This window comes from Streptosporangium sp. G11 (genome assembly GCF_051192615.1).
Lineage (GTDB): Bacteria > Actinomycetota > Actinomycetes > Streptosporangiales > Streptosporangiaceae > Streptosporangium.
This window is the reverse complement of sequence record NZ_JBPJUQ010000036.1, coordinates 39,258-62,230: the sequence shown is the minus strand read 5'-3', so window position 1 is coordinate 62,230 and position 22,973 is coordinate 39,258. Positions and strand designations below refer to the sequence as shown.

Here is a 22,973-nt window from a genome sequence, read left to right as displayed (position 1 = left end):
TCACCGGCGAACCTCGCGGCAGGAGCGGTGCCCAGGTCAACCGGCAGGATCGGTGAGGTGGCGCCGGGCAACGCCGAGGGCCACGTCGGCGTCGACACCCAGTTCGCGGGCCGTGGCCGCGTAGGCGCGGGCGGCGTCGGCGAGGCGGGTGGTGCGTTCGGTCTCGGGGAGGTGGGGGATGTCGTGCACGACGGTGCCCCGGCCCGCCCGGCCGCGCAGGTAGCCCGCGGCCTCCAGCTCGCGGTAGGCGCGAGCGGCCGTCCCCGCCGCCCCGCTGACGGTCTGCAGCGAGCTCGCCCGGATCCCGTCGTCGGCCTCACCGAGGTCGGCGGCGCGCACAGGCCGGGGGCGCATGACGATGAACCGGCACGACAGCCACAGGACGGCCGTGGCCGGCACGATGCCCGCCAGGTCGAGGATCACCTGGGACGACGGCACATCGGCATGCCCTGCTTTGGGCCACGTCCGGTAGAGCCAGGTGTGAACGCCCAGCGCCGCGACGATGAGAACCGGGCCCCAGCGCGCTCCCAGGTCAGTCGGTCGCCGGGTCTACGCGTTGCCCGCGCGCTCGTCCGGGACGGACGGGTCCGCCGAGCCCGCACCCGCGGAGTGATCTGCCTCACACGCTGTCACAACGATCGTTCACGCGGTGTCTTGTGACCGAACCCCCGGAACGAAGGAGACCTCATGGCCGAGAACACCGATGTCGTCGTGATCGGCGGTGGATACGCCGGCGTCATGGCGGCCAATCGCCTGACCCGGCGCGACGACGTGACGGTGACCCTGATCAACCCGCGCCCGAGCTTCGTCGAGCGGATCCGCCTGCACCAGCTGGTGGGCGGGTCCGACGACGCGGTCGTCGACTACCGCGACGTCCTGGCCGAGGGCGTCGAGCTGGTCGTCGACACCGTGACACGGATCGACGCCTCCGGGCGCGGCGTGACGTTGGCGACCGGCGGCACGGTCGGCTACGACTACCTGATCTACGCGGTGGGAAGTGGCAGCGCCGACCCGCGCGTGCCCGGAGCGGCCGAGTTCGCCTACCCGATCGCCACCCTGGAGGAGGCGCGGCGGCTGCGGCCTGTCGTCGACGCCGCTCCCGCCACGGCCGCGGTGACGGTGGTCGGGGCGGGTCCGACCGGCATCGAGACCGCCGCCGAGCTGGCGGAGGCCGGCCGCGCCGTGACCCTGGTGTGCGGCGAGGTGCTCGGCCCGTACCTGCACCCCCGGGGGCGACGCTCGGTCGCCAGGCGGCTGGCCGAACTCGGGGTGACCGTGCTCGACGGCCCCGGCGCGACGGTGACGGCCGTGACCCGCGATGCCGTGCGGCTCGGCGACGGCCGCGAGCTGCCGAGCACGGTGACCATCTGGACCGCCGGCTTCGGCGTGCCGGACCTGGCCGCGAGCAGCGGGCTGAGCACCGACGCCCTGGGCCGTCTGCGCACGGACGAGACGTTGACCAGCGTGGACGACGTGCGCATCGTCGCGGCCGGCGATTCGGCGGCACCGTCGGACCTGCCGTTCCGGATGAGCTGCCAGGCCGCGGTTCAGCTGGGCCCGCACGCCGCCGACACGGTGCTCAGCCGGATCGCGGGCGAGCACCCCGCGCCTCTCGCCCTGGCGTTCGTCGCCCAGTGCATCAGCCTGGGGCGCCGGACCGGCATCTTCCAGCTCGCCCACAGGAACGACGTCGCGATGAGGTTCCACATCGGAGGCCGCCCTGGCGCGAAGCTCAAGGAGTTCATTTGCAGGAGCGTCCTCTGGCAGCTGGCGTACCAGGCACGCAGGCCCGGTTCGCTCGACTTCCCGGCCTGGGCCAAGGATGACAGGCGCCGGCAGCTGCTGCGGGCCGGGCGCGGCGAGGCGCCGGCCACCCGCTGAACGGGCAGCCCGGTCGGGCATTCGCGATCGGCCCGGGCGAAAGAGGACTTGTCGTGGATGCACACTTGAAGGCCGCCGGACACCGGGGCCGCGAAGGAGTGAGGGCGAGAGATGAGCGACCACGCCACCAGCGCGGCGACCGAGGCTTTTGTCGCCTACCGCAACCTGCTCTTCACCGTCGCGTACGAGATGCTCGGATCGGCGGCCGACGCCGAGGACGTCCTCCAGGAGACCTGGCTGCGGTGGGTCAAGGTCGACGCGGAGCAGGTTCGCGACCAGCGCGCCTACCTGGTGCGGATCACGACCCGGCAGTCGCTCAACCGGCTGCGTACGATGAGGCGCCGCAAGGAGGCGTATGTCGGCTCCTGGCTGCCCGAGCCGCTGCTCACCGCGCCGGACGTGGCCGAGGACGTCGAGCTCGCCGAGAGCGTGTCGATGGCGCTGATGCTCGTCCTGGAGACGCTGTCGCCGACCGAGCGCGCCGTCTTCGTGCTGCGCGAGGCCTTCGACGTCGGCTACGACGAGATCGCGGCCGCCGTCGGCAAGAGCCTCGCGGCCGTCCGCCAGATCGCGCACCGCGCCCGACGGCACGTCGATGCCCGCCGACCGCGCGAGGTGGTCTCCCCGAGCGAGACCCGAGCGGTTCTGGAGTCGTGCCGGCGCGCGCTCGAAGCCGGGGACCCGCAGGGCCTCCTTGACGTGCTCGCCCCTCGGGTCGTCCTCATAGGCGACGGCGGCGGTGTCAAGCATGCCGCGCTACGGCCGGTCATCGGCGCCGAGAAGGTGGTCCGCATGGTCATCGGTGGTCTCGGCAGGGCCGAAGGCACGTTCACCATCGCTCCCACCGTGGTCAACGGTAACCCGGCGCTCGTCGTACACCTCGACGGCGAGATCGACGGCGTCATGGCGGTCCGCGTCGAGGACGCCCGCATCACCGGCCTCTACTACGTCCGCAACCCGGAGAAGCTGACCCGCGTCGAATCCGAGACCCCGCTCACCCTGCGATGAATGCCGGCGGTGAAACACCCGGCCGGCCCTCTTGCTACTGGCGGCCCTCGTCGTCGGTCCGGGCAGCCCCGTGAGCGCCTCCGCCACCAGCGGTCCGGGCAGTCCTGCGAGCACGCCGGGCAGAACATCGCCCTGACCTACACCAAGGATCAGACGCCCTGGCTGGAGTTCACCAACACCCCGGGCCCCAGCAACACCGTCGCCCAGGCCACCAGTCCGCCAAAGATCAGCCGGTGCCCTCGGCGGAGTGATCCTGATGGGGGTTCGGCGGTACAATCCCGTTACAGCACGCTTCCTGCAGGTCCATCCCGCCGTGCGAGGATCGGCCAATGCCTACGAATACTGTTTCGCAGACCCAATCAACTGCTCCGACATCAACGGCATGTTCGGCGTCTATCTTGACTGGAAAAAGAACACATTCACTTTTGTCTTCTCTCCCGCAGAGACGAAATTCATCAAAGAGCTTGGATTGCCGGCTGCCGTCAACGTGATAGTCGGCGGCGCCGCCGCCTTGTGCGGTGATTTCAAGGAAACAAGATCCAAGATCGCCTGTGGGGCAGTAGCGGCCGGCATAACGTCAGTTGTAGCAGGGATTGTCAACCTACATTACCGGGAAGGCAAAATACTGATCGTTCAGTGGAGACCCGGAGGGGTCTTCGGAACAGGGGTATGGAGCCACCGGTGGCAGGATCCCCCGAAGGGGAAGATAACTCACCCCGAAGCTATTTATGTCGGACACCTGAAGGGCGGGCCGGTCGGCTCTCGACTAGTTGGTGCCGGCGGCGGTTCAAAATAGATTTAAAGAAGCGACGATCCTGACAGGTTGACCTGTTCCCGCCGTCGGTGAATCGTGACGCCGACGGCAGAAATTCAGTCCTTCCTGCAAATTGGCCGGAGGCGTTGTGGGCGGCGAGTCTAGGTCTAGATATTTGAGGAAAATGTTTTGGCTGGGAATTTTCCAGCTGTTCGTGATGGGTGTTGTTTATGCAGTATTCATATTTATTTCGAATGGCCGACTCAAGTGGGGGGATTTACTCTACCCGGTTCCAGTCTATGCGATTTCCTATATTTTTGTGGTCACAATTATCGCCATAACGCAATATCGAAAATGATGTATATGAGATAAGAGTTTCTTTTAATTGGTGGCCGCACGATGTGGGGCGGCAGGTTAGAACCCAGTAGCTCGGTCGTGCTCGACTCGAATTCGGGCTGGCCGTGGGATCCACATGGTTGTCCTCGACACCCGGCCACCCTCCGGCGCGGCCGGCCGACGGGGCGCTCGTCTCGGCCACGACGTTGGCGACGTTCCGAGGAATTCGTCCCATGACGGCCGGCCGGCCGAAGAAGGCCTCGAACGCGTCCGGGTGTCCTCCACGAGGTGGAGGACACCCGGCGGGAGCGTGGGTCAGGAGGCGAGAACCCGTAGCTCCGAGAGCTGGCCGGCAGGCCATGCGGTGTTGGCGGTGAACACCAGCCGGACGTACCGTACGGCGGCGATGTTGAAGCTCGTCGCCACGGCGTTCCCCGAGGCCGGGTTGAAGGTGTACGCCCGCGATCCGACGATCGGCTTGTAGGTGACGCCGTCCGTGCTGCCCTCGATGGACAGCGTCTGGGTGCGGGCACCCCACGACGGCGGCAGCGCCATCTCCACCTGATGGATCCGGCAGGTCGCGCCGAGATCCACGGTCAAGGACTGCGGGAAGGCGTTGTTGGCGCTCTCCCAGTAGGTGGAGAGGTTGGCGTCCACCGTGTTCGCCGTGCCGTATCCGGGCTGTGCGCTTCCCTGGACCGGCCGGCCGAGGGCCGCGTTCTTACCGGCCGCCGAGAACGCCTGCACCTCGGCGATCTTGATGGTCGGCGACCAGGGGCCGCTCGGGAAGCTCAGCGACAGGCAGCACCCGTAGACCGGCGGGAAGGTGATCGTGACCTTGTTGCCGGTGGCCGGGTTGAAGCTGTAGGTCTGCGGCGGGCTCACCGTGACGTTGTCCACCGTGCCCTCGTAGGCCGCCTGGACCGACATCGTCAGCGTCCGGGCCGGCTCGCCGGCCGGGAGCTGCACCACCACCTTGTCCGTCGTGCGGCGGCCGCCGTCGAAGGCATAGTTGATCGACACCGAACTCACGGTCGCCGGCACCTCCCAGTAGGTGGCCGGGTCGCGGTCGACCGAGTAGAAGCCCCAGTGCCCGTCGGTGCCGGGCAGGGACCTGTTGTAGCCCATCAGCAGCGGCAGTTCGGTTCCGGGCGCGATGACGCCCGACATGGCCCGTGTCACGGCGGCGTAGGCGTCCAGCTTGCCGTGCCCCCAGACCTCGTTGGTCGTCCCGGCGGAGGCGCAGGAGGTGTCGGGCCTCGGTACGGCGCTGGAGTCCAGGATTCCCCGGGTCGCGTCGATGTTGCCGCGCAGTGACGGCACCGCCGCCCAGATCAGGGCCACCGTCGCCGCCGTGTGCGGGGAGGCCATGGAGGTTCCGCTGTAGCCCGCGTAGCCCCCGGGCACCGAGGAACGCACGTTCACCCCGGGGGCGGCGATGTCCGGCTTGATGTAGGAGGCGCCGTCACCCCGGCTGGAGAACGGCGCGATCACGTCGTTCACGTCGAAGGCCGCCGAGCTGTAGGCCTGGATGAGCCCGCCGGGGTAGCCCGCCGTCCCGCAGGCCGGTCCGTCGTTGCCGATGGAGAAGGCGGGAAAGATGCCCGCCTGCACCCAGGACGACAGGACGTCGGCGTACCACTCCGAATAGCCCGGGCCGCCCCACGAGTTGTTCACCACGTCGGGGGCCAGGTCGGGCCGGGGGTTCTGCCCGGCGAGGTCGGTGGGGGCCAGCATCCACTGACCGGCCGCCAGCAGGTCGGCCGCCGAGCAGGTCGTGCCCTCACATCCCTTGGCCGCGATCCACTTCACCCCGGGAGCGACACCGATCTTGTTCGTGTCGCCGTCGTCTCCGGCCATCGTCCCCATCGTGTGCGTGCCGTGCCCGTCAGTGTCGCACGGCGCCGCCGTGGGGCACCCTCCCGTCGGGTTGAACCAGGCGTAGTCGTGGTTCACGCTGCCGCCGGAGTTTCCCCGGTACTGGGCGAGCAGGGCGGGGTGGTCCCACTGGACGCCGCTGTCGATGTTGGCGACCACGATGCCCTGGCCGCGATTGGAGAACTCGTCCCACACGTGGTCGGCGCCGATCTTGTTGACGTTCCACTCGACACCGGCCGCCGTGGCCTGCGCCCGTGGGGCCACGACGGGTTTCGGGAGGAAGGCCGGGACGTCCGCCTCGATCTTCGCCACCTCGGGCAACGCGGCAAGCCGCTCCAGCAGCGCGCTGCCACCGGTCACCCTGACCGTGTTGGAGATCCAGAACGACGTGAAGTCGGCGCGGGCGGCGCGCAGGGTGGTGATGACCCGTTTCTGGGAGGAGCCGGCCACGTCCTTGCGGATGCGGATCACCTCCGTGGCCCGCCCCGCGCGGGTCTTCTTCCCCGCTACGGTCCCGAGGTCCGCTCGCTTGGCGAGGCGCACCCAGAAGGTGCCGACGCGGCCGTCGGCCACGCTGTTCCGGACCGCTGCCGGGATTTTGGGCGGCGGGGTGGGCTCGGCCGCCACGGGTGTGTTCGCCGGGCCGCCCGCGTGGGCGGCGTTGGAGGAGAAGACGAGGAGCATGGCGACGGTAGCCGCCACCAGGGCATGCAGAAGCCGCATGAATCGCGACAAAGGAGAGGTCCTTTCCTAGGGGGACGTCCGGCGGCATCTCAGAACAAGCCGCAGGGACGGTGAAAGCTCCGTACGGCTCACGCGGTGCCGTACGGAACATCCGGGTAGCGCCTCAGCCCGGACAGACCCGGAATCCGGGGGATTACGTCCCACACCTTAACGATCTAGCTCCCCGATCGCGACCCCATTTATCCCTTTATTCCGTTTTATCATATGAATTCTGCGTAAATTTGTTTGTTTCTTGCAATGAGAAGTTAGGTAGGGCATCGGCCGACTACGGAGTTCTCGTGGACGAGCGGCGGCGCCGTGCGCCCGACGACGACCGTCGAAGCCGTCGCCGCCCTTGCGGCACGAGGCCCGGTCCCGATGCCGCTCTCTCCGGCACGCGCGTTTCAACGCTCCGCCGATCACGGACGGCGGCCACGCGGAGAGGGTGCCCGGCCCAGACGGGCCGGGCACCCGGCGTTCCGAACGCTCAGGCGGCCCTGATGGCGAACCGCTGGCAGATGTTGTCCAGCCAGGCCCACTGTGCGATCTCGGCCCCGGCGGCCAGCCCGCAGGAGGCCAGGTCCAGGACCTTGCCGCTGTGCCGGGCCACGAACCGGACCGAGCCGTCGGTGAGCACCTCCAGTCGCCACTGGGAGTTGTTGCCGGAGCAGGCTCCCTGCACCACGTCGGCACCGTCGGCGGTGGACGCGGCGTTCACGATCAGGCAGCTGGCGCCGCTGTGGGTGGGATGGATCCGGTAGTAGCCGTTGTCGGTGTGGGCGAAGGTCCATTTCTGGCAGGCGGTGTTGAGCCAGGGCCACTGCCGGACGTTCGCGCCGTTGCCGGTCGAGCAGTCCGCGACGTCGAGCACCTTGCCGCTCTGCACGCTGGTGACGGCGACGTTCCCGACCGGTTGCAGCCGCCACTGCTGGCAGGCGTTGTTCAGCCAGGCCCACTGCCGGACGTCGGTGCCGTCGGCGGTGCCGCAGTCGGCCACCTCGAGGGCCTTGTCGCTCTGCTTGTTGACCAGGCGGTGGTGGCCGTCGGCGGTGGAGTCCAGCACCCACTGGGCGGCCGTACCGGAGCAGGAGTGCTGGGCGACGTTGGCCCCGTCGGCGGTGGAACCGCCGGTGGTGGCCAGGCACAGGCCGCTGTTGCGGTTGACGAGCGTGTACGCGGCCCCCCTCACCGCCGTGGTGATCGGGCCGAGCTCGCCGGAGGGCACCGGCAGGTCGGTACCGGTGGAGGCCGGAGCGCCGAAGTTCGGGGTGCCGTCGGAGTTCCAGGTGAACTTCTGCGCCCTGGTGGACCGGGTGCTTCCGCAGCCGTCGCCGGGGGAGGCGTTGCCGTGGTAGACGATCCAGCTCTCGGTGCCGTCAGGGGAGGTGAAGAAGCCGTTGTGGCCGGGACCGTACACGCCGTTGCCGCGCTGGAAGACCGGATTGGGAGCCTTGGTCCACGACGAGGCGCTGAGCGGGTCGCTCCCGGTCAGCGTCAGCATGCCGAGCTTGTAGTCCGGCGTGTTGCAGGAGCTGGCCGAGTACACGATGAAGGTCCTGCCGTTGCGCTGCAGCACCTCAGGTCCCTCGTTGGTGCGCCCGCCCACGGTCTCCCAGGAGTGGGTGGGCCTGGAGATGAGGACCTTGGAACCGGTGATCGTCCAGGGGTTGGTCATCCGGGCGATCCACAGGCTTTGGTCGGCCCCCTGCCACTCCGACCACAGCAGGTAGAGCCGGCCGTTCAGCTGCAGGTAGGAGCCGTCGATGTTCCAGGTGGTCGGCATCGGCGAGCCCTTGAGGGTGTAGGGCCCCATCGGGTCGTCACCGGCGCTCTCCAGCACGGTGAGGTGCTGGCGGTCGAGGGTTCCATTCGCCCCGGAGGTGTACATCATGTACCAGCGGGTGCCGCTGGGGCCGTTGAGCCGATGGAACTCGAAGGCCCAGAAGTTGCAGCAGCTGTCGGCGGCGGTCTCCGACCAGACGTGTTGCGGGGTGGCGGTGCGCAGACCGGCCAGGGTCGGTGACTTGCGCATCACCAGCTGGGAGTTCCGCGTGGTGGTGGCCAGGTAGTAGTTGCCCGCGTGGTATTGCAGCCACGGGTCGGCGCCGTTGGCCAGCAGCGGGTTGCGGAAGGTCGTCTCGCCCACGGCCTGGGCGGGCGCCGTGATCCCGGCCAGGCAGCCGAGGCTGATGAGAAGCGCGCAGATCGCGCCGATGATGCCCTTTCTTCGGGACATGAGGGGTGCTCCTGAGGGAGGAGGATGGGACAGGGTTCCGAGGGATCCGCGTCAGCGATGCGGAAGCGGGCTCACCGGACTCACCGGACTCACCGGACTCACTGGTTCACCGAGCCCATGCGGCCGCGTTCGGTCCAGGACACGTCGCGGCGGCCACGGCCGCCGGACGGAGCAGGCGCACTGAGCAGGCGGGCGGGGGCGGACGCGGCCCCCGGTGAGCCGGGGCGGCGCGGGAATCCGCCGATCCGCCCGCGACCTGTGCGACCCGAGGGGTGACCATGGCGCCGGCCGTCACGCCGGGGGTGATGCCCACCATGTTCGCGTCTCCCCAGGGATGTTAACGTTAACAAACAAGGGCGTGGGTCACTGGGGTTACAAAGGGCTTTCGTGGGGTTTCCGGCAAGTGTTAACGCAAACATTTTCCGGCGTCAAGAGGTGGCGATCTCCCGGGGGGCCGGCAGGGGTCAACAAGGCGCCCACCTCGCGAGGTGCCCCGCCGGGACCCCTTCGGCTCCGGGGCCGTCATGTACGTTTCATCGCGCGGAGATCCGGTCGTGGTCGCCGAGGGGCTGCGCAGGTCCTTCAGCGGCACCCACGCGTCGTGAGGTCTGGGCCTGAGCGTCCCGAGAGGAACCGGGGCCCAGTGGGGCGGGGAGACGATCGTGGTGCGCATCCTGGCGACCCTGTCCGATCCCGACGCCGGGCACGCCCGGCGAGCTGGAGGCCACGATCGGGGATCGCCTCGACGCCGTTCCCGAAGACCCCGATGACGCCCGTGCGTCGGTCCGCTCCTGTTCGGCGGTGCGTTTCGACGCCCTCTCCGTGCCGGGCGCCGCCTCGCGGTCTCCCGCCGGGTACGCCGGTGCGCGGGAGCCGGCCGACGTGCGAGCGACAGGGGCTTACCGCAGGAGGCGGAAGAAGGCCCGGATGTCTTCGACGAGCAGGTCGGGTGCCTCCATCGCGGCGAAGTGGCCGCCGCGCTCGAACTCCGACCAGTGCACGACATCGTGCTCGCGCTCGGCGATCCGCCGGACTCCGGCGTCGCCGGGGAAGACGGCGACGCCGTGCGGCAGCGCCGAGTACTCGGCCACCGCCCCCCAGCCCTTCTGGCCTTCCTTGTAGAGGCGTGCGGCCGAGGCGGCGGTCCCGGTGAACCAGTAGATGCTCACGTCGGTGAGCATCTGGTCGACGTCCACCGCGTCCTCGGGCAGCTCGCGGGCCGGGTCGGTCCACTCCTTGAACTTCTCCACGATCCACGCCAGCTGAGCCGCGGGCGAGTCGTGCAGCCCGAACGCGAGGGTCTGCGGCCGGGTCGCCTGGATGATCGCGTAGCCGGCCCGGTCCTGGTCCTGGTACTGGCCGAGGCGGGCGAGTTCCGCGTGGGTGAGCCCCTCGAACTCGGCCGGGTCGCCGGTCGGGAACCCGAGCGCGCCGTTGACGTGCACGCCGGCGACATTCCGCGGCGCGGCGCGGCCGAGCATCGGCGAGATGACCGAGCCGCTGTCGCCGCCCTGCGCGCCGTATCGCCGGTAGCCGAGCCGGTCCATCAGCTCCGCCCACGCCAGCGCGATCCGTTGCAGGTCCCAGCCGGTCTCGGTGGTGGGACCGGAGAAGCCGAACCCGGGAATTGACGGGGCGACGACATGGAACGCGTCGGACCGGTCGCCGCCGTGCGCCACCGGGTCGGTGAGCGGGCCGATGACCTTCAGGAACTCGGCGACCGAGCCCGGCCAGCCGTGCGTGATGATCAGCGGCAGCGCGTCGGGTTCGGGCGAGCGGACGTGCAGGAAATGGATGTTCTGCCCGTCGATCCGGGTCGTGAACTGCGGAAAGGTGTTCAGCCGCGCCTCGGCGGCACGCCAGTCGAAACCGGTGCGCCAATACTCGGCCAGTTTCTTCGCGTAGCCGACGGGAACCCCGTAGGACCAGCCCACACCGGGCAGCTCGTCCGGCCAGCGGGTCGCTGCCAGCCGGTCGCGCAGGTCGTCCAGCTGCGCCTGCGGGATGTCTACCTGGAACGGGTGAATTCGCGTGTCGTCGTTCATGTCTGTAAAGGTAGGTGTGGGTTAGGACGGTTCCGGTCCTAGGATCGGCGTCATGCTGGAGACGTCGGCGCGGTTGCTGCGATTGCTGTCGCTACTGCAGACCCCCAGGGACTGGCCGGGCGCCGAGCTGGCCGAACGGCTCGGTGTCTCGTCCCGCACGATCCGCCGCGACATCGACCGGCTACGCGAACTCGGGTACGTCGTGCACGCCACCGCGGGCACAGCCGGCTACCGGCTCGGCGCCGGCGCCGGACTGCCGCCGCTGCTGCTCGACGACGACGAAGCGGTCGCGGTCGCCATCGGGCTCGGCACCGCGGCCGTCTCCAGCGTGGCGGGCATCCAGGAGACCTCGGTCCGCGCTCTCGCCAAGCTTGAGCAGGTCCTCCCGTCCCGGCTCCGGCAACGTGTCGGCGACCTGCGGTCGGTCACGGTCCCGCTGGTGGTCCCGGCCGCGGGCGTGGACCCGGCCGTGCTCACCGCGATCGCCGCGGCCGTCCGCGGCAGGGAAAGCCTGCGGTTCGACTACCGCTCCCACGACGGCACCGGGGATCGCCGCACCGCCGAGCCGTACCGGCTGGTGAACTCGGGCCGTCGTTGGTACCTGCTGGCGTGGGACACCGGCCGGGACGACTGGCGTACGTTCCGCGTCGACCGGCTGCGCCTGCGCACCCCGAACGGGCCACGCTTCACACCCCGCGAGCCGCCCGGCGCCGACCTCGTCCTCTACGTCTCGGAGCGGATCTCCGTCGACCCCTACCGTTACCGCGGCCGGTTCACGGTGCACGCCCCGGCCGATGTCGTCGCCGCCCGGATGCCGCCGACGATGGCGGTGGTCGAACCGGCCGGCGACGGCGCATGCGTCCTCAGCACCGGCTCGAACTCCCTCGACGAGCTGGCCATGTGGGTCGCGCAGCTCGGCGTCCCGTTCACGGTGCACGAACCGCCCGAACTCATCCGGCACATCCGCACGCTCGGCGCCCGTCTCGTCGACGCGGCCCGGCATCACACGCCCACCTGACAAGCCCGCGCCCGGCGACGGGCCGCGGGTCCCGCCCGTTCGAGCCACGACCGCCCGTTCGAGCCACGACCGCCCGTTCGAGCCACGATCGCGCGCTCAGCTGGCGGCGGCGCGCTCAGCCGGCGGCGGCGCCGAACCACTTGGGCAGCCGGCCGAGCAGCTCCTGCTGGTCTTCACCGACCCACGCCACATGGCCGTCCGGACGCAGCAGTACCGCGGGCACGTCCAGTTCCTCGCTGACGTCGACGACGTGGTCGACCCGCTCCGCCCAGCCCGCCACCGAGAGACGGCCGGTCTGGTCGAGCAGCAGCCCGCGGCCGCCGCGCATCAGCTCGTAGAGGCGACCGTGCTTCAGCTCCACGTCCCGCATCCGCCGGCCGAGCAGGTCATGCCCCTCGCCGAAGTCGTAGCGCACCCCGATCGCGGTGATCTTCTCGATCAGGTAGCGGTTCACCTCCTCGAAGTCCATCAGTTCCGACATCAGCCTGCGCACCGATCGGGGGCCCGGCTCCAGGGACATCAGCTCCATCTGCGCGCGGGTGTTGTTCAGCACGTCGGCCGCCACCGGATGCCGTTCGGCGTGGTAGCTGTCCAGCAGCCCCTCCGGAGCCCAGCCGCCGACCTCGGCGGCCAGTTTCCAGCCGAGGTTGAACGCGTCCTGGATGCCGAGGTTGAGCCCCTGCCCGCCGGTCGGCGGGTGGATGTGCGCCGCGTCGCCGGCCAGCAGCACCCGGCCGGTCCTGTAGCGCTCGGCCTGCCGGGTGGCGTCGCCGAAGCGGGACAGCCAGCGCGGTGAGTGCACGCCGAAGTCGGTGCCCGCGAAGGCCCGTAGCCGCTGCCTGAACTCCTCGAGGGCCGGCGGGACCGAGCGGTCCTCGGCCACCCCCTCGGCGGGCACGATGACGCGGTACGCCCCGTCCCCGAGGGGGATGGCGCCGAACCGCAGCTGAGTCTTGCGGACCTCCGCGACGATGGCGGCAACCCTCGCCGGATCCTCGGTCAGCTCCATCTCGCCCAGCAGCGTCTCGACCTTGGCGGGTTCGCCGGGGAAGCCGACGCCGAGCAGCTTGCGCACCGTGCTGCGGCCGCCGTCGCAGCCGACGAGGTAGCGCGAGCGCAGCTGCGTGCCGTCGGCCAGCTCGACGGTCACCCCGTTCTCGTCCTGGCTCAGCCCGACCAGTTCGCAGCCGCGCCGGATCTCGGCGCCGACCTCGATGGCGTGCTCGGTCAGCAGGCGCTCGGTGGTGGTCTGCGGGATGCCGAGGCCGTAGCCGTGCGCGGTGTCCAGCCGGTCAGGCCACGGCTTGTCGATGCCGGCGAAGAAACCGCCGACCGTGAACCGCCGGCCGAGCGCGAGGAACCGCTCCAGCAGGCCGCGCTGGTCCATCACCTCGACGCTGCGCACGTGCAGACCGAGCGCGCGGACATGCCTGGTCGGCTCCGCCTCCCTCTCCAGTACGAGCGCGTGCACGCCGTGCAGCCGCAACTCGCCGGCCAGCATCAAGCCGGTCGGTCCGCCACCGGCGACGATCACGTCAATCATGAACCCCCCGTTCGACAAGGTCGTGTTTCGGCCAGCTGCTCCACGTAGCCGGGCGGCGGGCGCTTCCGCGCTTCCGCGCCGGGTGCCCGCAACCGCACCGTGAGTCTCACCGGCGGTCCGACGTCCCGCGTGCTCTATGAACCGATCGACAAAGAGCACCTGCTCCGTGAACCCCTGATTTCCGCAGGTTCTGGCCTCGGCCGACGATTCTGCAGCACGACCCGGGTCTTGCCGCAAGACCCCCGGTGCGGTATACGTTGAAAGTGGCAGGGAGTGAGTAATCTCCTTGCCTTTCCCTTTTGTCGTCCACTGCGGACGGACAAGTTCCTCCCGAAGCGGTGACGTGCCGCGTACGGCGATGCACCGCCCGTACGCCGGCCAGGCGGTCACGACGCAGCACCGAGATCTTGCTGCGGTAGCGGTATGGCTCCACATCAGTGTGTCGGCGCACTGTCGTAAGTCGTCGAGTAGCCGGGAAGTCGCGGTCGGCGATCACCGGTCGTCGTCCTCGGTCACCAGAAGCGTGGTGACGTTACTTCTTGACGTATCTGCGTGGTTTCAGCGCCGCACCAAGGGCACGCAAGCGTGCCTCACGATACGGAGGGTGACGACGGAATGAACTTTCATCAGACCTCTTGGGCCTCGCTGACCATTAGCAGGCGCAGGCTGTTGGCCCAAAGCTCGTCGAGCTGTCCCGGGTCGTTGAAGAGTTTGGCGAACATGACCGTCCCCTCGATCTGGGCGACGATCGACTTTGCGGCGCCTCGCGCGTCGATCGCCGGCACATCGCCCAACGCCTGAGCCGCCTCGATCGAACGGCGAATCATATGAACCTGCTCATCAAAGATCGCGCGCAGCCTCTCCCTCATCGGGTCATCGCCTGCGCTCAGCTCCAGGTTCAGGTTGCCGAAGATGCATCCGCAGACCACGCCGGCCTCGCTCAGTGACAGGTTCTGCACCTCCACCGTGAACGCGAACAGCTCCTTGAGCCGGCCCACCAGCGATCCATCGCCATCGAGGACCCGCTGCCACCGGCCGCGCTGCGAGCCCCACTGCAGGTCGATGATCTCGAGCGCGAGTGCCTGTTTGGACTCGAAAAAGTGATAGAAGCTACCCTTCGGCACTCCCGCCTGCGCACAGATCTCCGCGACTCCGATGGAGCCGTAGGAGCGCAGGGAGAACAGGTCGGTAGCGGCGGTGAGGATCCGCTCTCGAGCATCTGACGTTCGACCCATTTTGTCATTATACGACCGGTCGGCTATAACTGTGACTCGTCGGTAGTTGACCGACCGTCTACTAAGGGAGCAAGACATGTCAGATCAGCGCGTCGCCATCATCACCGGCGCATCGCAGGGCATCGGCGCAGGTCTGGTGGCTGCGTATCGCGAGATCGGGTACGCCGTGGTGGCGAACTCCCGCTCCATCCAAAGCGGCGATGACCCGAAGGTGGCCGCTGTGCCCGGCGACATCTCCGACCCCGCTACCGCGGAGAGGATCGTGAAGACGGCACTCGACCGCTTCGGACGTATCGATACCCTGGTCAACAACGCGGGCATCTTCGTCGCGAAGCCGTTCACCGACTACACGCCCGAGGACTACAAGAACGTCCTGAACATCAACGTCGGCGGCTTCTTCTACCTGACGCAGCAGGTCATCGAGCCGATGCTGCGGCAAGGTGGCGGCCACATCGTCAACATCACCACGACCCTGGTCGAGTCCGCTCGCTCCGACATTCCCTCGGTGCTCGCCTCCGTGAGCAAGGGCGGTCTTGCCGCGGCCACGAAGTCGCTGGCCATCGAGTACGCGGACCGCGGCATTCGGGTCAACGCCGTCGCCCCGGGCATGATCGCCACCCCGCTTCAGGGCGGCGCGACCCCGGAGCAGCTCGCCCAGTACCACCCGATGAAGAAGGCCGGGACCGTCGAGGACGTCGCCCACGGCGTGATCTACCTTGAGCGGGCTCCGCTGGTCACCGGCGAATTCCTGCACATCGACGGCGGACAGAGCGCAGGCCGATGAGCGACAGGAGCAACGAGACGATCTTCGCCGACGTCCTCGCCGTGTGGAAGCACGGCATCGACGTCCACGACCCCGCCGAGATCGGGACGGTGTTCGCCAAGGACGCGCTGTTCCAGGGCGGCCACCCGGAGCCGTCCCAAGGGCGCGCCGCGGTGGTCGAGTACTACGACAGCCAGCCCGTGGGTCTCAGTGTCGACTACGAGATCATCGACGCGCGCCGGTCGGCGAACGACGTGATCACCGGCTACGCCGCCGCGAACTTCACGTTCCCCGACGGGGAGCTCGTTCGCCGTCACGTGACGATGGTCCTGGAACGCGCCGGCGACCGGTGGCTCGTCGGTCACTACCACGTCTCCTTGAAGCCGACAGGCTGAAAAAGGACGCACCTGAAACCCGGCCGGGGCAAGCGTCATGGCCACGAGCCACCACCTCGGCTACGTGCTGGGAGCGGTACCCGGCATCGTTCCACCGGTGCCAAGCCGCTCCCAGCACGTAGCCGAGGTTCGGTCGCCCGACAGCACCGCCTGTAGGGGACCGGGGAAGCGCTTGTCCATGGCCTCGCGGCGGGGCGTGACTATGCGGCCGGAGACGACCCCGCAGCGCATTGGGCGGGATGGGCGTGCGTCGGAGCGTACGAGCTGGAGCCGGTTCTAGATCAAGCCCTAACCTTGGCCTCATGTCGGAAACGAACCCAAGCCTGAGCATCGGGCAGGTCGCCGAACGCACCGGCCTGAGCGTCCACGCGTTGCGCTTCTACGAGCGTGAGGGAGTCCTGGCCGCCCCCGTACGGCGGGGCCCCGGCGGCCGGCGCGTCTACAGTGACAAGGACGTGGAGTGGCTCCACCTCTGCGTCAACCTGCGCGCCTCCGGCATGCCGCTGCCCGCCATCCGCCAGTACGCGGACGTCGTGAGGCGGGGCGCGGGCAACGAAGAGCACCTGCTGACCCTCCTGCGGCAACACCAGGAACAGGTCGCCGCGCAGATCGAACAGCTCACCGAATCTCTCGGCATGGTGACCCACAAGGTCAGCGCGTACACCGAGCAACTGGCCGAAGGCGCCACAGGCCCGATCACGTGCACCGCTCCGCAGAGCGGCGACGGAATCCCGGAGGGTCACTCCTGACGGGCGTGGGCGCGGATGGCGAGGGACCTACGCGAGTACTTTTCCGCGGAGTCCGCATCGGCCACGAGCGTGCGATCCGCCAGAAGCCTCCCGCCACAGTGCCGGCCCTCTGCCGCGCTATGGGACCTTGAGGAGCCATCCTGTTGGCCCGACAGCGGAACGATCTAAAAACAGGAAGGCCTGTGACCATGTTCTCCCTGGTCGCAGGCCTTCTCGGCTGTGCGTGGCCGGGAGGACTCGAACCCCCGGCCTTCTGATCCGCAGGGAAAGGCGGACTCCTGGCCGAAGGGGTTCCGCCCTTTCTTCGAGTAGCACGTCACGGTTACCGACTCCGCCGCATGCCCCCGTTTCCCCGTGCGCGCCGCACCGGCCGGCGGTCGTCGGGGCCTGGTGATCCTACGAAACCGCCTGGGCGGCAGCGCGGCCGGCCTGGCGGCCGGAGAACAGGCAGCCGCCGAGGAAGGTGCCTTCCAGGGCGTTGTAGCCGTGGACGCCGCCACCTCCGAATCCGGCCGCCTCTCCAGCCGCGTACAGGCCGCCGACGGGTTCGCCGTCCACGCCGAGGACGCGGGAATCGAGGTCGGTCTGGATGCCGCCGAGGCTCTTGCGCGTCAGGACGTGGAGCTTGACCCCGATCAGCGGACCGGCCTGCGGGTCCAGGATGCGGTGCGGCGTGGCGGTGCGGCTGAGCCGGTCCCCGAGGAAGCGTCGTGAGTTGTGGATGCCCTGCACCTGGGCGTCCTTGCTGTAGGGATTGCCGACCTGCAGGTCACGGGCCACGATCTGGCGGCGCAGCTCGCCGGCGTCGAGCAGTGCCTCGTCGGTCAGGCCGTTCATCTTCGCCACCAGCTCGTCCAGCGTGGTGGCGACGACGAAGTCCGCGCCGTGCCGTTTGAAGGCGTCCACCGGAGCGGGCGCGCCCTTGCCGAAGACCCGGTTCCGCAGCACCGCCCTCCGGTCTCCGCTGGTGATGTCGGGGTTCTGCTCCGAGCCCGACAGCGCGAACTCCTTCTCAAGGATCTTCTGGGTGAGAATGAACCACGAGTGGTCGTATCCGGCGATGTCGGGGGTGGTGCGCAGATACTTGAGAGTGCCGAGGGTGTCGTAGCCGGGCAGGTACGGGGCCGGCAGGCGGCGGCCCAGCGCGTCGAACCACATCGACGACGGTCCCGGCAGGATCCGGATCGCGTGCCCGGGCCAGACGGGGTCCCAGTTCCGCACGCCTTCGGTGTAGTGCCACATCCGGTCCTCGTTGACTATCCGGGCCCCCGCCGTGGCGCTGATGGCCAGCATCCGTCCGTCCACGTGGGCCGGCACACCCGTGATCATGTGCTGTGGGGCGGTGCCCAGCCGCTGGGGCCAGTAGCGGCGCACCAGGTCGTGGTCGGCGCCGATCCCGCCGCTGGTGACGATGACCGCCTGCGCCGTCAGCTCGAAGGAACCGGTTACCTCGCGGTTGGAGGTCACCCCCCGCGGCGAGGAGTCGTCCATCAGGACACTTCCACGCACCCCCGTGACGGCGCCGTCCTGGACGACGAGTTCGTCGACCCGGTGACGGTGGTGGAACGTCAGCAGTCCCGCGCCGGCCGCCTGTTCGGCGCCGCGCATGAACGGGCCCACCACGCCCGTTCCCGTGCCCCAGGCCACGTGGAACCGGGGCACGGAGTTGCCGTGACCGTCGGCACGCAGGTCACCGCGCTCCGCCCAGCCCACGACCGGCGTCAGCTTGATGCCGTGGGCGTCTATCCAGGACCGCTTCTCACCCGCGGCGAAGTCGACGTACGCGCGGGCCCAGCGCGCGGCCCAGACGTCCTCGTCCTCCAGGCGGTCGAACCGCGCGCTCGCCTGCCAGTCGCTCCATGCCAGCTCGAAGGAGTCCTTGACCCTCAGGCGGCGCTGCTCGGGCGAGTTCACGAGGAACAGCCCGCCGAACGACCAGTACGCCTGCCCTCCCAGGTTGGCGGCGTTCTCCTGATCCACCAGCGCCACCTTCCGGCCCCGGCTGGTCAGCTCTTGCGCCGCGACCAGCCCGGACAGGCCCGTGCCCACGATGATGACGTCCGCGTCCATGGCGGTACTCCCTTGCTCGAGCACCCCGTCGGTCCCGTCAGGGGGCGTGTTGATGGTAAGGCGACCGGCCTGATCATTACGTGACCGGCCCGATCACTACGCGACCGGCCTGATCACTATGTGGCGGCGACCTGGGCGGCGATCGCCTGCCCCAGTTCCAGGGTGGTGCCCCGGCCGTGGAGGTCGGGGGTCAGCGGGGCCTCGTCCGGGCCCGCCGCGAGGACGTCCTCGATCGCGCCCAGCAGGTGCGCGCCGGCGTCGGGGTGCCCGAGGTGGTCGAGCATCATCGAGGCGCACCAGATCTGCCCGATCGGGTTGGCGATGCCACGGCCGGCGATGTCGGGTGCGGAGCCGTGGACCGGTTCGAAGAGACTCGGGTGGGTCCGGTCCGGGTTGATGTTCGCGCTCGGGGCGATGCCGATCGTGCCGGTGCAGGCGGGGCCCAGGTCGGAGAGGATGTCGCCGAAGAGGTTGCTGGCCACCACGACGTCGAACCGGTCCGGGTGCAGGACGAAGTTCGCCGCCAGCGCGTCGATGTGGCACTTGTCGTAGGTGACTCCGGGAAACTGCTCTCCCATCGCCTCGACCCGTTCGTCCCAGTAGGGCATTGAGATCGAGATGCCGTTGCTCTTCGTCGCCGAGGTGAGGTGCCGGGCCGGCCGCCGTTCGGCGAGTTCGAAGGCGTACCGCAGCACGCGGTCGACGCCCACGCGGGTCATCACCGTCTCCTGCAGGACGGTCTCGCGCTCGGTGCCCTCGAAGATCCGGCCGCCGATGCTGGAGTACTCGCCCTCGGTGTTCTCCCTGACGACGACGAAGTCGACGTCGCCGGGCTCGCGGCCCGCCAGGGGGCTGCGGACGCCCGGCATCAGCCGGCAGGGACGCAGGTTGACGTACTGGTCGAACGTGCGCCGGAACTGCAGGAGGCTGCCCCACAGCGAGACATGGTCGGGGACGACCGTCGGCCAGCCCACGGCGCCGAAGAAGATGGCGTCGTAGGAGCCGAGGATCTCCTGCCAGCCGGGCGGCAGCATCGTTTCGTGGCGCTGCCAGTACGCGGCGCTGGCGAAGTCGAAGTGGTCGAACCGCAGGTCGAGATCGAACACCCCGGCGGTCGCCTCCAGTGCCCGGAGCCCCTGGGGGACGACCTCCGTGCCGATCCCGTCGCCGGGGATCACGGCGATCCGGTACGAGGGCGCTGTCATCGGTTCCTCCCGCGGGGTCGTGCTCTCAGTGCCGCCAGCCCGCCCTGGGCGTCCTCGATGACCAGCCGTTCCGCGGTCGCCGAGTCGCCCTGCCGCAGGGCGCGCACCAGGGCGCGGTGACCGGCGTAGCGGTCCAGCCCGAAGCGGTCGTCCGCGGCGATCTTCTCGAGGCGCAGTGCCCGGCGCTCGGGCTGGGAGAAGACCTGGGACTGTTCGAGGAGCCGGATCAGCATCGGGTTGGCCGCGCACGCGTTCACCGTCTCGTTGAACTCCTGCATCCGGTCGAGCAGCGAGGCGAGGTGCCGGTCGACGTTCTCGCCGTTCCGGTGCCGGGTGATGATGACGATCAGCAGGTCGTCGGCGGCGTCGAGGATCGCGTCGAGGACGTCCAGCTGTTCGGGGGCGGCGTTTCTGGCCGCGAACCGGGCCACCAGGCCCCGCAGACCTATCTCGACCTCGGCGAGGTCGTCGATGGCGCGCTCGGCGATGTCGGCCACGACGACCGTCCGGGGGCCCGTGCGCTGGATGAGTCCGTCGTGTTCGAGCCGGAGCAGTGCCTCGCGCACCGGTGTCGGGCTGACCATGAGCTGCTCGGCCAGGCCCCGCTCGGTCACCTTCTGGCCGGGGCGCATCGCGCCGGTCCCGATCGCCTCCCGGAGGGTCTGGTAGGCGAGATCGGCTCGGGTCTCGCCGCGTGCATGGGGTTGGTCCGTCGTCGACTTGACCATCATGGGCCCATGATAACAGCGGCAATGGCATAGCCAGACGCTATGCGTTGACATTTTTGCTATAGCAACTAGTGTGACTGCTGCCACATTCGAGGAGGACGCCATGGCCAGCGCAACGCGAGCCGAAAGCCGTTCGGCCGGCACCGGGAGGATCACGTTCTACGTGGCCCTGGCGGTGTTCGCCCAGGAGTCGACCTGGAACTTCTACGACAATCGGGTGCCCGAACTGCTGCGCGACCACGTCGCCAGTGCCGCCGTGATCGGCCTGATCATGGGCATGGACAACCTGCTGGGAATCTTCATCCAGCCCTACATGGGCAACCGGTCGGACAACACCCGGACCGCCTGGGGGCGCCGGATCCCGTACCTGGCGGTCCTGATGCCGGTGGGTGCCGCGCTGTTCCTGCTCATCCCGCAGGCGACGTCACTGGCCTGGCTGATCTTGGTGATCTTCCTCTACGCGCTGGTGATGAACAGCTTCAAACCCGTCAGCGAATCGCTCATGCCCGACTTCATCGAACCCGCGCGCCGGAGCCGGGCGAACGCCGTCGTGAAGATCGCCTCGGCGCTGACGACCATCGTGGCCGCGCTGGTCAGCCTGCTGCTGGTCGACGACCACCCGAAACTGGCCTTCGCCGTCCCGGCCGGCCTCATGCTGGTGGCGGCGGCGGTGCTCGTCTGGCGGGTGCGCGACAGCCGTTCGCCGGCCTACAGGGCCGCCCTCGCGGAGGACGAGGCGTCGGCGGCCACCGGGCCGCGCGACACGGACGTCAAGGTCAGGTTGAGGACCGTCGTCGGCGACCTGGTGTTCGCTCCCGACCGGAGCCGGCTTCTGCTGATCGTCGCCGTGTTCGTCTTCGGGGGAGCGTGGTTCGCCTCGCGTTCCCTGATGACCCCCTACGGCGTGGAGGTCCTCGGCCTGTCCGACGGCGAGGCGGGCGGGCTGACGCTGCCGAGCGGGATCGCCTTCATCCTCGCCGCCTTCCCCGCCGCGCTGCTCGCCGAGCGTTTCGGGCGGCTGCGGGTCATGGCCACCGGGATAACGGTCTTCGTCGCGGGCACGATCCTCGGGGCCGTCGTCCCGACCCCGACGGTCACCGTCGTGGCGTTGTGCCTCGCGACGGTCGGCGCCGCCGGGTTCGTGATCAACGCGGTCGTCGTGCTGTGGAACCTGGCTCCGTCGAGCCGCGTCCTGGGCGCGTACACCGGCCTGTACACGGTCGGGTGGGCCTCCGGGGGATTCGCCGGACCGGCCCTCGTCGGCCTGGCGGTCGACATGACGGGATGGCGTCTGATGCTCCTGCACATCGCCGTCCTGGCCGCCGTCGCCGTACTGCTGGTCATCCGGGTCGACCGGCTCCGGCGCGCGGGCACCGTGGGGGAGGGCGCCCGATGAGCACCCGGCCCACCGTCCTCATCACCACCGACTACCTGGTGCCCGGCGACGAGGTGGACCGCCTCCTGCGCGACGCCGGCCTCACCACCCGGCACCGCCCGCTGCGGGGAGCCCGCGAGCGTGACGACCTCATCGCGATCCTGGACGGCTGCGAGGGCGCGCTGATCGCCGGCGAGCCGATGACGGCCGAGGTGTTCGCGCGTGTCCCGGTCCTGCGCGCGGTGGTGCGTACCGGCGTGGGCCATGACTCCGTCGACGTCGCGGCCGCGACCCGCGCGGGCGTCTCGGTGAGCAATCTGCCCGGCGTCAACGCCAACGCCGTGGCCGAGTACACGATGGCCCTGCTGCTGGCCCAGGCTCGCCGGCTGGTGCCGGTCGCCGCCGGTGTCCAGGCCGGCCGCTGGCCGCGCGAGGACGGTCACGAGCTTCGCGGCAAGACGCTCGGGCTCCTCGGATACGGCGCGTCGGCCCGGGCCGTGGTGCCCCTCGCCCAGGCCTTCGGGCTGTCGGTGCTCTGCACGACCGGCGTGCCGGAGAGCCTGCGCCGCGGCGCCCGCGTACGGTTCGTGGACCTTCCCGAACTGCTGGCCACGGCGGACTTCCTCTCCCTGCACACGGCGCTCACATCGACCACCCGGCACCTGATCGACGCGTCCGCGCTCGCGCGGATGAAACCGACGGCGCACCTGATCAACACCGCCCGCGGCGCCATCGTCGACGAGACGGCACTGGCCGCCGCGGTGGGCGCGGGCCGGCTCGCCGGTGCCGCCCTCGACGTCACCGGCACCGAGCCGCTCCCGGCGGACAGCCCGCTGCGCGACACACCCGGCATCACGGTCTACTCCCACCTGGCCGGGCAGACCGCCGAGGCCCGGCGGGCCGCCGGGCTCGACGGCGCCCGTGAACTGGTGGCCGCCCTGCGGGGACGCCCCCGATCCTCGCTCAACGCGCACCTGCTCCCGCCCGCCCGGCCGGGGGTGGCATGACCGGCGCGTCGCGGAGCCGGCGGT

At 69.5% G+C, this 22,973-nt stretch carries 18 protein-coding genes; 9 read left to right on the top strand and 9 right to left on the bottom strand.

Features of this window, described 5'->3' with window-relative positions:
- Positions 1 to 36: 36 nt before the first annotated feature.
- Complete coding sequence (locus tag ACSDR0_RS28695) at positions 37 to 438, bottom strand: hypothetical protein (RefSeq protein ID WP_435292010.1); 402 nt, start codon at positions 436 to 438, stop codon at positions 37 to 39.
- A 249-nt stretch (positions 439 to 687) separates the two neighbouring features.
- On the opposite strand from ACSDR0_RS28695, the gene ACSDR0_RS28690 reads away from it, so the two are divergent.
- The 3 genes from ACSDR0_RS28690 to ACSDR0_RS28680 all read left to right on the top strand — a co-directional run bounded on the left by ACSDR0_RS28690 (position 688) and on the right by ACSDR0_RS28680 (position 3,685).
- Positions 688 to 1,881, top strand: coding sequence for an NAD(P)/FAD-dependent oxidoreductase (locus ACSDR0_RS28690; protein ID WP_435292009.1), 1,194 nt, complete (start codon positions 688 to 690; stop codon positions 1,879 to 1,881).
- 111 nt (positions 1,882 to 1,992) lie between these two features.
- Positions 1,993 to 2,889, top strand: a complete 897-nt coding sequence (locus ACSDR0_RS28685; RefSeq protein WP_435292008.1) for an RNA polymerase sigma-70 factor — start codon at positions 1,993 to 1,995, stop codon at positions 2,887 to 2,889.
- A gap of 256 nt (positions 2,890 to 3,145) precedes the next feature.
- Positions 3,146 to 3,685 carry an RHS repeat-associated core domain-containing protein gene (locus ACSDR0_RS28680; protein ID WP_435292038.1) on the top strand — a complete coding sequence of 180 codons (540 nt, stop codon included), beginning with the start codon at positions 3,146 to 3,148 and terminating at the stop codon, positions 3,683 to 3,685.
- 609 nt (positions 3,686 to 4,294) lie between these two features.
- Here the strand turns inward: ACSDR0_RS28680 and ACSDR0_RS28675 are convergent.
- The 3 genes from ACSDR0_RS28675 to ACSDR0_RS28665 form a co-directional block, all read right to left on the bottom strand.
- Entirely contained in the window at positions 4,295 to 6,580 is a 2,286-nt protein-coding gene (locus ACSDR0_RS28675; protein WP_435292007.1) for a S8 family serine peptidase, read from the bottom strand.
- Positions 6,581 to 7,067: 487 nt separating this feature from the next.
- Entirely contained in the window at positions 7,068 to 8,816 is a 1,749-nt protein-coding gene (locus ACSDR0_RS28670) for an RICIN domain-containing protein (protein WP_435292006.1), read from the bottom strand.
- An 899-nt stretch (positions 8,817 to 9,715) separates the two neighbouring features.
- Positions 9,716 to 10,861 carry an epoxide hydrolase family protein gene (locus ACSDR0_RS28665; RefSeq protein WP_435292005.1) on the bottom strand — a complete coding sequence of 382 codons (1,146 nt, stop codon included), beginning with the start codon at positions 10,859 to 10,861 and terminating at the stop codon, positions 9,716 to 9,718.
- Positions 10,862 to 10,913: 52 nt separating this feature from the next.
- On the opposite strand from ACSDR0_RS28665, the gene ACSDR0_RS28660 reads away from it, so the two are divergent.
- Positions 10,914 to 11,879: a helix-turn-helix transcriptional regulator gene (locus ACSDR0_RS28660; RefSeq protein ID WP_435292004.1), complete on the top strand. Its 966-nt coding sequence runs from the start codon at positions 10,914 to 10,916 to the stop codon at positions 11,877 to 11,879.
- Between the two features lie 115 nt (positions 11,880 to 11,994).
- On the opposite strand, the gene rox is transcribed toward ACSDR0_RS28660, so the two are convergent.
- Positions 11,995 to 13,422, bottom strand: coding sequence for a rifampin monooxygenase (gene rox, locus ACSDR0_RS28655; RefSeq protein WP_435292003.1), 1,428 nt, complete (start codon positions 13,420 to 13,422; stop codon positions 11,995 to 11,997).
- 626 nt (positions 13,423 to 14,048) lie between these two features.
- Entirely contained in the window at positions 14,049 to 14,657 is a 609-nt protein-coding gene (locus tag ACSDR0_RS28650) for a TetR/AcrR family transcriptional regulator (protein WP_435292002.1), read from the bottom strand.
- 46 nt (positions 14,658 to 14,703) lie between these two features.
- Between ACSDR0_RS28650 and ACSDR0_RS28645 the strand changes: the two genes are divergently transcribed.
- The 3 genes from ACSDR0_RS28645 to ACSDR0_RS28635 all read left to right on the top strand — a co-directional run bounded on the left by ACSDR0_RS28645 (position 14,704) and on the right by ACSDR0_RS28635 (position 16,564).
- On the top strand, positions 14,704 to 15,441 hold the full coding sequence (locus ACSDR0_RS28645; protein ID WP_435292001.1) for an SDR family NAD(P)-dependent oxidoreductase: 738 nt from the start codon (positions 14,704 to 14,706) through the stop codon (positions 15,439 to 15,441).
- A complete protein-coding gene (locus ACSDR0_RS28640) occupies positions 15,438 to 15,815 on the top strand; it encodes an SgcJ/EcaC family oxidoreductase (RefSeq protein WP_435292000.1) in 378 nt (125 codons plus the stop codon). The genes ACSDR0_RS28645 and ACSDR0_RS28640 overlap by 4 nt, the downstream gene beginning before the upstream one ends.
- Before the next feature lie 302 nt (positions 15,816 to 16,117).
- Positions 16,118 to 16,564, top strand: a complete 447-nt coding sequence (locus ACSDR0_RS28635; RefSeq protein WP_435291999.1) for a MerR family transcriptional regulator — start codon at positions 16,118 to 16,120, stop codon at positions 16,562 to 16,564.
- A 396-nt stretch (positions 16,565 to 16,960) separates the two neighbouring features.
- On the opposite strand, the gene ACSDR0_RS28630 is transcribed toward ACSDR0_RS28635, so the two are convergent.
- The 3 genes from ACSDR0_RS28630 to ACSDR0_RS28620 all read right to left on the bottom strand — a co-directional run bounded on the left by ACSDR0_RS28630 (position 16,961) and on the right by ACSDR0_RS28620 (position 20,570).
- Entirely contained in the window at positions 16,961 to 18,634 is a 1,674-nt protein-coding gene (locus ACSDR0_RS28630) for an FAD-binding dehydrogenase (RefSeq protein WP_435291998.1), read from the bottom strand.
- Between the two features lie 116 nt (positions 18,635 to 18,750).
- A complete protein-coding gene (locus tag ACSDR0_RS28625) occupies positions 18,751 to 19,839 on the bottom strand; it encodes a tartrate dehydrogenase (RefSeq protein WP_435291997.1) in 1,089 nt (362 codons plus the stop codon).
- Positions 19,836 to 20,570 (bottom strand): GntR family transcriptional regulator, encoded by a 735-nt coding sequence (locus ACSDR0_RS28620; RefSeq protein ID WP_435291996.1) that lies wholly within the window; start codon positions 20,568 to 20,570, stop codon positions 19,836 to 19,838. The genes ACSDR0_RS28625 and ACSDR0_RS28620 overlap by 4 nt, the downstream gene beginning before the upstream one ends.
- A 70-nt stretch (positions 20,571 to 20,640) precedes the next feature.
- Between ACSDR0_RS28620 and ACSDR0_RS28615 the strand changes: the two genes are divergently transcribed.
- Together ACSDR0_RS28615 and ACSDR0_RS28610 are read left to right on the top strand one after the other, a co-directional pair.
- Positions 20,641 to 21,963: an MFS transporter gene (locus ACSDR0_RS28615; RefSeq protein ID WP_435291995.1), complete on the top strand. Its 1,323-nt coding sequence runs from the start codon at positions 20,641 to 20,643 to the stop codon at positions 21,961 to 21,963.
- Entirely contained in the window at positions 21,960 to 22,949 is a 990-nt protein-coding gene (locus ACSDR0_RS28610; protein ID WP_435291994.1) for a phosphoglycerate dehydrogenase, read from the top strand. Before ACSDR0_RS28615 ends, ACSDR0_RS28610 begins: the two co-directional genes overlap by 4 nt.
- Positions 22,950 to 22,973 lie beyond the last annotated feature (24 nt).